The 12,676-nt window shown below is 39.4% G+C and carries 10 protein-coding genes; 5 read left to right on the forward strand and 5 right to left on the reverse strand.

Annotated features, from left to right (window positions below):
* Positions 1-322: 322 nt before the first annotated feature.
* Positions 323-1,336 (forward strand): sensor domain-containing diguanylate cyclase, encoded by a 1,014-nt coding sequence (locus AAEU31_RS18930; protein WP_421968025.1) that lies wholly within the window; start codon positions 323-325, stop codon positions 1,334-1,336.
* 3 nt (positions 1,337-1,339) lie between these two features.
* On the opposite strand, the gene AAEU31_RS18935 is transcribed toward AAEU31_RS18930, so the two are convergent.
* On the reverse strand, positions 1,340-4,225 hold the full coding sequence (locus tag AAEU31_RS18935; protein WP_421968026.1) for a M16 family metallopeptidase: 2,886 nt from the start codon (positions 4,223-4,225) through the stop codon (positions 1,340-1,342).
* Positions 4,226-4,472: 247 nt separating this feature from the next.
* Here AAEU31_RS18935 and AAEU31_RS18940 point away from each other — a divergent pair, with 247 nt between their 5' ends.
* The gene (locus AAEU31_RS18940) at positions 4,473-5,429 is read left to right on the forward strand and encodes a methylenetetrahydrofolate reductase (protein WP_421968027.1); all 957 of its coding nucleotides are present in this window, start codon (positions 4,473-4,475) and stop codon (positions 5,427-5,429) included.
* Here AAEU31_RS18940 and AAEU31_RS18945 read toward each other — a convergent pair.
* The 3 genes from AAEU31_RS18945 to AAEU31_RS18955 all read right to left on the reverse strand — a co-directional run bounded on the left by AAEU31_RS18945 (position 5,426) and on the right by AAEU31_RS18955 (position 8,474).
* Positions 5,426-6,394, reverse strand: coding sequence for a sensor domain-containing diguanylate cyclase (locus AAEU31_RS18945; protein WP_421968028.1), 969 nt, complete (start codon positions 6,392-6,394; stop codon positions 5,426-5,428). The genes AAEU31_RS18940 and AAEU31_RS18945 overlap by 4 nt on opposite strands.
* A gap of 48 nt (positions 6,395-6,442) precedes the next feature.
* On the reverse strand, positions 6,443-7,678 hold the full coding sequence (locus AAEU31_RS18950; protein WP_253038337.1) for a DEAD/DEAH box helicase: 1,236 nt from the start codon (positions 7,676-7,678) through the stop codon (positions 6,443-6,445).
* 94 nt (positions 7,679-7,772) lie between these two features.
* Positions 7,773-8,474, reverse strand: coding sequence for a DUF3581 domain-containing protein (locus tag AAEU31_RS18955; RefSeq protein ID WP_421968029.1), 702 nt, complete (start codon positions 8,472-8,474; stop codon positions 7,773-7,775).
* Positions 8,475-8,987: 513 nt separating this feature from the next.
* On the opposite strand from AAEU31_RS18955, the gene AAEU31_RS18960 reads away from it, so the two are divergent.
* From AAEU31_RS18960 to AAEU31_RS18970, 3 genes are read left to right on the forward strand one after another with little or no spacing between them, the layout of a single operon-like run.
* Positions 8,988-9,389, forward strand: coding sequence for a DUF3019 domain-containing protein (locus tag AAEU31_RS18960; protein ID WP_135925957.1), 402 nt, complete (start codon positions 8,988-8,990; stop codon positions 9,387-9,389).
* Positions 9,389-10,075, forward strand: coding sequence for a response regulator transcription factor (locus tag AAEU31_RS18965; protein ID WP_135925958.1), 687 nt, complete (start codon positions 9,389-9,391; stop codon positions 10,073-10,075). Before AAEU31_RS18960 ends, AAEU31_RS18965 begins: the two co-directional genes overlap by 1 nt.
* Positions 10,075-11,265 carry an ATP-binding protein gene (locus tag AAEU31_RS18970; protein ID WP_421968030.1) on the forward strand — a complete coding sequence of 397 codons (1,191 nt, stop codon included), beginning with the start codon at positions 10,075-10,077 and terminating at the stop codon, positions 11,263-11,265. The genes AAEU31_RS18965 and AAEU31_RS18970 overlap by 1 nt, the downstream gene beginning before the upstream one ends.
* Here the strand turns inward: AAEU31_RS18970 and AAEU31_RS18975 are convergent.
* Positions 11,249-12,091: a MipA/OmpV family protein gene (locus tag AAEU31_RS18975; protein WP_421968031.1), complete on the reverse strand. Its 843-nt coding sequence runs from the start codon at positions 12,089-12,091 to the stop codon at positions 11,249-11,251. The two genes, AAEU31_RS18970 and AAEU31_RS18975, sit on opposite strands and share 17 nt — an antisense overlap.
* Positions 12,092-12,676 lie beyond the last annotated feature (585 nt).

Consider the following 12,676-nt stretch of genomic DNA (forward strand, 5'->3'; position numbering starts at 1 on the left):
CAGCCAATGACCAAGGAACAACGTGGCTATGCAACACTTATTGCCTTTATGAAAGTAGCAATATTGTGCGGCATTGCCGTGAAAATTGCCTCTTTATTTTAATAAGTTCTCTGTCAGAGTTGAGCCTCGGGCTTGATTCTGACACGAAGCTGCATCCCAAAACGACGTAATTTTCTAAAATACGTTTTGCCACCTTCCTCGCTATTATCAGACGTATCCATATATTCTTAAAAAGCAGCAGCACAGAAAGCTAACTATATATTCTTAAAAAGCAGCAGCACAGAAAGCTAACTATTTCGGATTATTTTTTACGATCATAACAGTGAAAACTTATCATTTGTTGCTAATCTTACATAAGTGGTATTGGCTGGGTAATAATGTGGTTGAGTCAAAAGAATTCTTAAAATTAATACTCGATAGCATCTCTGAGCATATCGTAGTTATCAATGAATTAGGTGATATCATCTTTGTTAATCGCAGTTGGCAGACTTTTGGCCAAGATAATAATTGCAGTTGTGACGTGCAGTGGCGCCAACAAAACTATTTAGCAATTTGTGAATCAGCTGCAAAACAAGGTGACGAATTTGGTATAAAAGCACTCGCAGGCCTACAAAAAGTCATCAACAATCAACAGCAAGAATACTATTTAGAATACCCTTGCCACAGTGATACTGAAAGCCGCTGGTTTTTGATGCGTGCAGTACCACTAGAATATCAATCACAGCGCTATGTCGTTATTAGTCACTTAAACATTACTGAAAGAATGCGAGCAGAACAGCAATTAAAAATGCTCGCTCACATTGACGGCCTTACTCAACTTGCGAATCGTCGCCATTTCGACAATTTCTTTGAACAAGAATGGAGTCGCTGTTTACGTTTAAAACAGCCCATTTCTATTGCCATGATTGATCTTGACCATTTCAAGTTGCTTAATGATAACTTTGGCCATTTAGTCGGCGATATTTGCTTAAAAAGTCTAGCAAACTTGCTTACACAATTTGCCCGCAGACCCAGTGATTTATGTGCAAGATACGGGGGAGAAGAATTTGTATTAGTTTTGGGTAACACACATAGCGAGCAGGCCTATCAACTACTCTCTCGGTTTATGACGCAATTAACCGAGCTACATATTGAAGAGTTGCTTAATCAACAACTAACCGTAAGTATTGGTTTAGCAACTTTAGTACCTGGTTTTTTAGACAATGCGACCACGTTAATTGACATGGCTGACAAAGCCCTTTATCAAGCAAAAGAAACAGGTCGAAACAAGCTAGTTGTTGCACAAACACAAACTGACATTGTGAGCAAAATGCCCCTAACTAGGGGCATTGAATAGCGGTTATTGGAATACCTTTTCAACATCAAGTACGCTGATATTTTTTGCAGGTATCGCAAGTTTATAGTCAGCAATCAGTTTGTCTTCAGCAACAAGCTCTGCTGGTTTTTCAGCGTTATACACCATAGGTGATGTTTGCTCTGAGGCTAGGCGTTTTTGCATGTCTTTGCCATCACCAGTAATAAACACATAGTGAATATTCTCAGTTTGCAGGTTATCGCGAATAACACGGTTAACATCATCAAGGGTTAGCTTTTCAAGCTTGCCACGCACATAGTCAACAAAGCTCTCAGTGTTGTAGAACTCACTATCAAGCGCATAGCCTAATTGGCGATCTTGGCTTGCAACCATTTGTGGCACAAAGTTAATTAAGAAGTTACGAGTCGCTTCAAAATCTTCTTTGCTGATGCCATTTTTAATTAGCTTATCAAGCTCAAATAACGCCGTACGCGTTGCAAAGTGCGCATCGTTGTTAGAACGAAGCGGACGTAACCATACTTGGAAAATTTGCTCTGAACGACCTAAATTAGCATCAGGTTTTGTTTGGAACATACCACGCGGGAAGTATTCAATGTACGCGTAGTCACCATAGTTCATACCACGTGTTTGACGAATGCGCTGATACAAGAAGCTGTTTGAGCTGCGGTGTTCGCCAAAGTAAGAGCGAACTAACCAAAGCGCTGTCCAGTCATCGCTGCTACGAATAGTATCGATTGGGAAACCAAATGATACAGCGGTAGATTGCGCTGATTTTTCAACAATAGTCGCATGATGACCTTTTAGTGCTGGTGCATCTGGGATCATTAAGCGGCTTTCTTTACCTTGTGGAAGCTGAGTTAGATCTTTCATCATTGCTGATTTAACTTCACTTGGAATAGCACCAATTAAACCAACCGTTAATTTTGATTGAGTAAACTGCTTAGCATAAAACGCTTTCACATCGTCAAGTGTCAACGCTTCAAGGTCTGATAAATCACCATAGTTATAGCTTTCGTATGGGTGACCTTTATAAAGCTGATGATAAAGCACTTCTTTACCTAACTCTTCGTCATTTGATGCTTTAAGGCCTGCTTTAATGCTATCGATAAGCTCTTTTTTCAGACGCTTGAAATCATCTTCTCTAAAGCCAGGGTTTAACATCTGATCGCTAACAAGTGCGTACCACTTCGCTGCATTGTCTTTGTGCACACGGCCACGTAGTGAAATCATTTCTTTATCGATTTGATACCCAAAGCTTCCCGCCAATGGGTATAAGGCTTTTTGAATATCTTTATAGCTCATAGTTTCTGAGCCACCTTGCGCTAACATCGCAGCAGTGAGTGCAGCTAAACCTTTTTTCCCTTGTGGATCAGCTGCTGCACCGGTATTAAATAACCAGTTAACATCAACTAAAGGTGAGCTATTGGTTTTATCAAGTACTTTAAAGTGACGTTCTGTTGGGGCTTGTTCAATACTTGCAACCAGCGCGTTTAAATCAACCTCTTGTTCAAAACCAGCCACTTTATCAAGCGCCGACATTGTCACAGTAGTGCGGCTTGAATCAACAAAATACTTGTTTGCTACCGCTTTGATATCTTCAGGAGTGATGCTATCAGCAGTTGCGTACAGTTGGTTAATAACCTCAGGGTCGCGCTCAAAATGCATGTAGCTTGCAAGCGTTGACGCAATTGACTGCGATGAATCAAGACCATTAATAAAGCTGTATTTTAGGTTTGATTTTAAATCCGCTAACTTTTGTGCATCAACTAACTCAGTACGTGCTTGTGCATAAGTACGGTTAATAGCATCACGGACTTTAGCAAGGTCCGCTTCGTTTTCGACTTTTACAAACACATGTAATAAACCCGGATCTTTAGTATCTGGGTTATAGGTAAACATTTGACTAGCAATTTGTTTATCAACAACAAGCTCTTGATAAAGTGCCGAGTTGTTAGAGAAATAAAGCTGCGAGATTAAATCAAGGGCTGCACGGTCTTTTTGGGTTGGATCCCATGCCGTGCCCTTGTAAGACACAAGCAACCAGTGACCTGGTAAACCATCATTTTTTTCATGTACATATTTTGCAGCTTGTTGTTTTGGCTCAACAGGAATATCTGCTTGGTAATCGCCCTTTTTCCAGTTACCCCAATGCTTTTTCACCATTGCCATGGTTTCTTGTGGATCAACATCACCAACAATGACTAAAGATACATACTCAGGTTTATAAAATTTAGCGAAGAACTCTTTACCATATGCCATTTGATCAGGCATAGCTTCAATGTCTTCAAAAAAGCCCATCGTGGTATGCTTATACGTGTGCTTCTCGAATGCTTCGTTACGAACAGCAGAAAGTAACTTGCGAATTGGGCTGGCATTATTCTTTAGATACTCACCTTTAACAGTAAGCGCTTCAGTACGGAACTGTTCTTCACTGTATGTGAGGTTTTGGAAAATATCGGCTTCGATTTCGAGTACTTTGTCTAAGTGCTCTTTTGAAAAGTTTAAGTGATAGTTAGTGTAATCGTTGGTCGTGTACGCGCGATTATCAACACCTGAATTCTTTAAAATATCTGAATACACATCTTGCGGGAATTTTTCAGAGCCTTTAAACATCATATGCTCAAAGAAGTGTGCAAAACCGGTTTTACCTGCTTCAACTTCGTTACGTGAACCTACCGATACCGGAATTTGCAGTGAAACTACATCTGGGTAATCGGTTTTTACCACCATCACGCGAAGGCCATTATCAAGCTCTTCTAAAAGGTAGTCTTGGCTGAATACACGGCTATCGTCTTGGCTTGCTAGCTGCTCAATTTCGACTTCTTTAACCATAGTTGACTGCGAATTACTCGCGCAGCCACTTAGTGCTAGCGTTACAGCAACACTGGTTGCTAGTAATCTAAATTTCATAATGTTCCCTTGTTAGTTATTTTTTTCATGATCATTGCTGATTGATTATGCATCAAAGTGCCAGAAAATATGAGAGCCAGTGCAATAATTTATGTAAACAGGTGTGTCAATTTAGCGAAACGCTCGGCTTTCAATATGAGTAAAATTCATAGTCATTGAAAAACTTTCATGAAAAAAATCTATCTAGACGTCTAAATGGCTGCTATATTGTTTGTCATAGACATGAGCACGAGCTGGAATGAGGATTATGGCTTTATCACTACAAGAGAAAATTGAAGACACCAATCAAGGCGTCTACCTAATTGGTACTACACCACCAAAATCAGGCACAGATAAAGCCACACTAGAAACTATTGCGAAGAAGCTTCTTGGCCGTTTACACGAAATTGAATACGATGGTGTAATCATTTATGACATTCAAGATGAAAGCAGCCGTACAGCGATTCCGCGCCCTTTCCCATTCAAAGAGACTGTCGACCCGCGTGAGTATTCTAAGTTATTACGTAACTTATCTCAGCAAGATGTTATCACCTATAAAAGTGTTGCCCAGCGTGGCGAAGCTGAATTTACCGAATGGCTAAACGAAACTCGAAATGAGTTTGAGTTAAAAAACTTAGTGCTAGTCGGTAGTCCATCATCTGATGGTGATATCAAATTAAGCCTACCTGATGCATACAAAACCTTAGCAGAGCAAGATAGTGATGTATTTTTAGGTGGTGTTACGATTGCTGAGCGCCATGCGAGCAAGCGAAATGAGCATGAAAGACTACTTAAAAAAACACAGCAAGGCTGTCAATTTTTTATTTCGCAAGCCGTCTATAATGCCCAAGCGACAATAGACTTGATCACCAGTTATGCTCGTAGCTGTAAAGCACAAGGCACAACACCAAAACGCATTATTTTAACGTTTACCCCTTGTGGTGGTGAAAAAACTTTAGAGTTTATGGAATGGTTGGGTATTTCTGTACCCGAGGCAACTAAGTACCGTATGCTCGATGCTGCAAATACTTTAAGCGAATCAGTGCGCATCTGCCGTGAAAATCTCGACTTAATTTTACAAAGCTGCGCACATTTAGATGTACCGCTAGGTTTAAATATTGAGAGCTTAACTAACCGTAAAGAAGAAATTGATGCATCAATCAATCTTTACCGTTTACTAAAAGCAATCATGGAATTAAACCTAGCTGAGAAGCAAATAGCTTAGCGTGCCGCCTTCGAGGCTTGCTTTTTCTCATACATATCTTCATCTGCCCGCTTTAATAGCTCAGCAAAATTTTCTTTTGGCTGAGCTATTACCCCTGAGCCAATACTTAAACTTGTGACAGGAATGCCCCGCTTTTCTAAATTTATCTGAAAAGCGGTATTAAGTTTATCAGCTATACTATCGATGCAATCACCGGGCTGGATTTGCAATAAGGCAATAAACTCATCACCGCCTAAGCGGCCGATAATATCGCTTTCACGTAGGCATTCTTTCATGGTGTCAGCTAAACAAATCAGCGCGAGATCGCCCACTTCATGGCCATACGTATCATTGAGTGGTTTAAAGCTATTTATATCGATAAATAAACAACTAATGTCAAAACCAAGACGTTTCGATATATTCAATTTATGTTGGCAAAGCAGGTCAATTGCACGGCGGTTATAAATATTGGTCAGTGAATCGAGCATGGCAATTTCACGCATCTGTGTGAAGTTGTCTAAAAGCGCAAGGTCATCTTCGACCATATCGCGAAGCTGTTCTATCAATTCTAAAAAGCTCTGTTGATAATGGGTTTGTTTAAAATCCATTACGCAAAAAGTACCAAACGGGTCACCACTTGGCCAGCTAATAGGCACTCCAAGATAAGACTCGAAACCATCTTTTACTAGCGGGCAGTCATCCCATTGTTGGTCTTGACTAGCATGATCAACATACAGCGGTGCCATATCACGCAGTACTTTTTTACAGAAAATATTATCGTCAGCACTTAACTCGGCCCCCGCCTCATAGGGGTTTTCTTGCTGCTCACTGGAGACGATAATGCGATAAACATTATCAGTTTTGTGGACTATAAAGCCCGCGGGTGCAGAAAACAGCTCAGTCATGAGATCTATTGTTTTCTGCCACTTTGCTAAGGAGAATTGCTTATCTGCGCGGCGAAACGTCCATTTATTCTCTTCTAACATACTAAACTCTCATCTTTAGCCAGAGGATAGTATAAATATATGCCAAATTTAGGAACGTCTCCTACTTTTTTGCCCTAAAATACGTTTTTTATCGCGGGAACGCCGTGCTTTATTCGTATTTTTACGAACCTGTTTTGGCTCTTTTGTTAAGTCCGGCTCATAACCTGGTAACCACTGCGGCGTGAGCCTTGTGTCGAGCAATATATCTATCTCGTCCAGTAACCACTGCTCATCTATGCTAACTAATGACATCGCAACGCCTTTTTCGCCCGCACGCCCTGTGCGACCAATGCGATGTACGTAATCCTCAGCCACATAAGGCAGCTCATAGTTAATCACATATTTTAGTGAAGCAATATCAAGACCACGCGCCGCAACATCCGTTGCTACCAGCACCCTTGTTGCACCTGATTTAAAGTTTTGTAGTGCTTTATCACGCGCTCCTTGGCTTTTATCGCCATGGATAGACTCTGTTTTTAAGCCATCTTTACACATTTCTTTAGCGAGCAAATCAGCTGTTTGTTTAGTGCGAGTGAAGATCAGTACTTGCTGCCAATTTTTCATGCCAATCATATGAGAAACTAACTCTCGCTTACGATCTTCATCAACTGCATAAACTAGCTGCTCAATTTCAACCGCGGCTGAGTTACGCTTATTCACTTCAACTAATTTAGGATCATTCAATAACTGCTTACTGAGTTTAAAAACACTGTCATCAAATGTGGCTGAAAAAAGTAAGGTTTGGCGCTCTTTTGGCACATGACGCAAGATGCGTTTAATCTCATCAATAAAACCCATATCAAGCATGCGATCAGCTTCATCAAATACCAAGGTGCTAATACTTGAGAGTTTAATACTGCCTTTGATCAGGTGATCAAGTAAGCGTCCCGGCGTTGCAACTACAACCTGCGCCCCTTTAATGGCTTTAATTTGCGGACCAATACTAGCCCCGCCATAAGCAAGCGCGGCTTTGATATCAGTGTGCGCAGCGTAGCGCTCTACGCTTGCAAAAACTTGTTGGGCAAGTTCGCGGGTTGGCGTAAGAATAAGCACTTTGACGGCACTTGGTAGCGCTTCTAAGGACAATAGCTTATCTAATAAAGGCAAAACAAATGCTGCTGTTTTACCAGTACCCGTTTGTGCGCTGCCCATTACATCAGCACCAGCCAAAATAAGAGGAATAGTTTGCGCTTGAATAGCCGTTGGGGTGTGATAATTTTCGGCTTGCAATGCTTCTAAAAGCGCTGGTGCAAGATTTAACTCTGAAAAGGTCGCTGCTGACATGATATGAGGTACGTTTACTATAAAAGCGCTATTGTACGCTTAACACAATAAACAAAAAAGGCGCAATTAGCGCCTTTTCTATCAACCGAAAAAATCACACTGGTTTTAATGATTCTTTGCGCTGATTGTAAAAACTAATTAAATCATCAACGGTTGCTTGGCAATAGTCACGAATGCCAGAAACAAGCATGTGCTTTTCACCTGAACCTACTTTCTCGCCATTTTCTAACAAGTTGAAGCGGAGCGTAATTTTGCCGCGCTTACCTGAAAATTCAAAATCAGGCTCAGCAAACTGCAGTTCAGGTGAGCTGATATCTAGGCGGTCAAGGTTGATTAGCATTGACTCGTAAATCACCATTGGGCGCGCGGGGTTAATCATCACGTCTTGCTTACCCATTAGTGGAATGATCACATGCGGGAAAGTGGTGCCTGAAAACTCAACATAATTTTTAATTAAGCTATTTGTTAACTCAGGGCACTGGCTAACAGCCCCTTCTCGTTTCACTTTTAGCATGACTTTTTCGCCATCAGTAATAGCAAACTCATCAGCACCTTCAGGGAAAGTGAGCTTTGAATTTTCATCAACCATACCAGCAAATGTGAATTCCATTTTTTCACTTATGCCATAACGGTTTAAAACCAGCGAAAAAAGTAAATCGCCCGGTACACAAAACTTTTTAGCGTCTTTATCGTGTAATGGATTGAAATCATCAGCCACTAACTTGGCGAAACGACAGCCTTGCTCACGCGAGATTGAAACATAATCAGCATGTTGCTGATAATAAGGACTTAACATATTTGTTCACTGCTTAAACTACTTATAACCTGCCTATACTACCAGAAAAAAAATAAAGAGAGGTCGAATCTGTTAAAATTAAGCAAAGTTACTGAAAATAATAAAGCAAATTTTAGCACTGCAACATTGTATCAATTTGTAGCAAGTGATTAACAAATCCATGCGAATAATAAAGACTTCCCCTCACAAGCCTGTAGTGAAAAACTATTAACTTAAACTAGATAAACATTCACTTCTCTTGATAAAACAACACACTAATGAATCAAAATAAATGACTCAATCTGACAAGCTGAATACATCTAAAGCAGTTGATCCCGCTATTTGTAGCTCAAAGAATAAATAAGGTATGATAATTGTGTTTTTTATCGTGTAATCACCATTTAGGTTGTATAAATAATAATTATAATAAGCGGCAAAGATAAGTACTCAAATGAGTGCTAGTTGGTTACATCAACGTTCGACGGTTAATGTTACTTTGAAAAAAAGACTATTAAAAATCAGAGATGTGCGTAAATGATCAAACGATTATATTTGGCATTGCTGCTTTTGTGTTTCTTTTTTTCGTCGCTGTGTTTGAGTGAAGAGTTTTCTAATCAGCCTTTTTTTAAAGTATCTCCCACCGTTTGTGTCACTGAAGCAAAACAAAAAGCATGTGAATTCAAAATACAAGTTCATTTTCGCATCGCCCCTTTTGATGAGTTATGTTTAGAAGTAACTCAACGCCCTCAGTACACCCAGTGCTACACACAAAATGGCCTAATTGTTGAACAGCTTAATATTAAAACAAAGCACCCACTGACTATTAAATTAGTAAACCCATTGAGCAATCAGATTGTAAAAAAACAACTACTTTCAATAGCAAATTACGAAGCTAAAGATTACCGCATAAAACGGCGTTTTGGCTGGAGTTTATAATGCAGCATATTTTTTTAATTGAAGATGATGTGAAACTAGCAAGTTTAATTCAAAAGTTTTTACTAAAACATGGCTACACCATAGATGTGTTTAATACTGCTGAGGCCTATCGCAACAGCGACATCACCTTCATGCCTTCACTCATCATATGTGATGTTATGCTACCGGATGGCAATGGCTTTGAGTTAATTTCTCAGTTGAAAGAAAAGTACAGTTGTCCTGTCATTTTTCTAACGGCACTGGATTCTGTGCAATCACAAATTAAAGGCTTAGATCTCGGAGCCTACGACTATCTTGTCAAGCCTATTAAACCTGAGCTATTGCTGGCAAAAATAAAAACAATCATAGCTCATACCATCGGCCAAGATAGCTTTTCAAATGAGTATGACCTACTTCGGATTGACTCAAAGAAAAGAGATATCTTTTTTAAAGGTAAAGCACTCAACCTAAACGATAGTGAATTCGAGATCATTGCTTATTTGGCTAAAAACAGTCCGCAACCTGTTTCCCGTGAAGTTTTATTTAAACATGTCATTGGTCGTGAATACGACGGGTTAGACCGTGCTATTGACCTTAAAATCAGCCGCTTAAGAAAGAAACTAAAAGAAACGATTAGCGAGCATAAAGAGTCGCTTGATATAAAATCAGTAAGAGGTAAAGGTTACAGCTTGGATATCTCGCATTAATGAAGCAGCAGTTTTTTAAATTATATTTAATCATCACAGTGAGTCTAATCGCTTTAGTTCTTGCGTTTGGGCAGCTGTATAATGAATTTTTTTCTGAGCATGAGCCGAGTATACAACTCAGCGTCCATGAGCTTACACAAATCGCCGAAAATAAAGATTCACGGATCAGCACCTTAAACCAAAATGAGTTAGTGTTACCAAGTTCTTTACAAACTACTTTCGAAAACGATGGCATTATTAGTGTGGTCGAAAATAATCAACAGTTTGTGTATCTCAAAGGCAGTAATGGAACTATTCAAAAAGTAGGCCCGATCACTTTGATTTCACAAACCAAAACAGACTGGTTTGCGTTCTTTGCTTTTTACCTATTACTCGGCGCTATGATCCTAGTGTTTATTCGTCCCGTGTTTCGTGATTTAAGCTCGTTACAGCGCGCAGCGTACCAATTCAGTAAAAAACCGCAGCGGATCGAGCTTGATATTAAGCCTAACTCGTCGATTGCACCGCTTGCTAGTACCTTTACTCACATGTCTGAACGCATTAACAAATTCGTTCAGCTTCATAATGATTTATCACGTATTATTTCGCATGAAATTCGCACTCCCCTTACACGTATGCGGTTTGCTTTATCCATTGCTGACGTAGAACCAGAGCAAAGTAGCCAAATAGAACGCGATATCGATGAGATTGAACTGCGTTTGGAGCAGTATTTATCGTTTGCTCGCTTAGAGCATCAACAAAGTGTATTTAATCAAGATAAAGTTGATTTAACTAAGCTAATCAATTGTGAAATTGCTAAGTTCGATTTGTATAAAGAGCTCCAATTTATTGCAAAGTTAAAAATAGATACTGCATATTGTGAAGCGAGCTTTATGGCTATTGCAGTGCAAAATTTACTGATCAACGCCACAAAATACGCAAAACACACTATCCAAATAAGTAGTGAAGAACAAGCAGCCCATTACTCTATAAGCATTACAGATGATGGCCCCGGTTTACCAATAAATGCCGATGCCTTAATAGAGCCTTTTAAACAAGGTGAAGGTGATAAGCTGGCCAGTGGTTATGGATTAGGACTTTATATAGTCCATCGTATCGCTAGCTGGCATGGCGGTAAAATTAGCTTAGCTAATAGCTCAGAAACTGGCGGGGCGAGGATCACTATTCGCTGGCCTAAAAGTGGTAAGTAATCCCAGTAAAACCTGAAAAATAGCCATTTTTATGGATCATCGTTGAATTAGCTAAGTTACTATCAAACCAAGTGTGCTTTAATTTGAAATCTAAACTTAGACTATCGTTAATTGGGTATTCGTAGCTAATTTTTACGTAATAATTGATGGCACTTTGTAAGTCATAATCAAATACACGGGTTTTACTTTCTGTAGGTGCAACTGTGTAGTAGTAATCAATGAGCTCTTCATTTTTATAAGTAAGGCCCATTTCAACACCTGCGACTCCTGAAAGCAGCTCAAATGCTTGATAACCATTAAACAAAATTTCGTAGCCATTATGCACAGCGGTTACATCATGCACATATGCTGCGCTAAGCCAGATGTTATCGTATACATTCAATGCAGATGATAAGCCCGCCATGTATGATAGATCACGTTTAATTGGCGTTAAATTTATAGGTGAAGCGGTAGGAATGGTAGGTCGGCCACTGTTTGATCTTATCACACCCACAGCATAAAGCTTATCTATGCCATCTAATTCAAAGAAAAAGCCATCATCGTTAAATCGGCCAAGTAAATCAACGTAAAAACTCTCTGTTTCGATTAAGCTGTAACCTATAGAAAAATCGTCGAAATACCAATTATCACCATAGTAAGCAAAGCTAGGTAAAATTGGTGAAGTAATATCATCAGCATCAAGAACAGGGTTTTCGATTCCCCCATAGCCCAGCGTAATGCTGGCATGAATTGTCGACTTTTTAATTAATTGCGGCTGTTTATCATCAGCCTGCGCAAACGCAGTTGATGCAGTTAAACAACATACTAAGCCAAACAATTTATTCATTAACTTGATTCACCTCGATACCATAATTAAAAACAGTTATGGCAACTATATAACACTAACAATAGCCTACTCTTAACGCTTACAGGTGCGATCATATCGTTTGCCTACATTTTTGTATAATTATTTTCCAGTCTACACTGTTAAAAATTGCTTATGATCCCCTATCAATTAAATCTAACATATTGAATGAAATATAAAATAGTATGTACATTTTGCTACATTGGTTTTCAGTTTTTAGTTATTGTTTTTGGTTACTTAAGTAGTCAAATGTGAGAGCTAACTTCAAAATCTGTTTTGTAAAAGGAATTACATTTAACTCAGCTTGCTTAAAAATCATCTAACCTGTCAATCAAACATAAAAAAACCGAGCATAATGAAGTGACCCCCAATAGTTGGACATTCCAATTACTGGGGGTCTTTTTATGTCCAAACATCACCGAGCATTCAAGCTCAAAATAGCTAAACTCGCTTTGTCTGAAAGCTCTTCGGCGGTAAGTAACAGATTTAATGTTACAGATAGGCAGGTCCGATATTGGACCGCTATTTATCGAATTCATGGCGCTGAAAGCTTCAGGTCTGTTCACA

Origin of the sequence: Pseudoalteromonas thalassia, from assembly GCF_049257215.1 — a bacterium.
GTDB classification, from domain to species: Bacteria; Pseudomonadota; Gammaproteobacteria; order Enterobacterales; family Alteromonadaceae; genus Pseudoalteromonas; species Pseudoalteromonas lipolytica_C.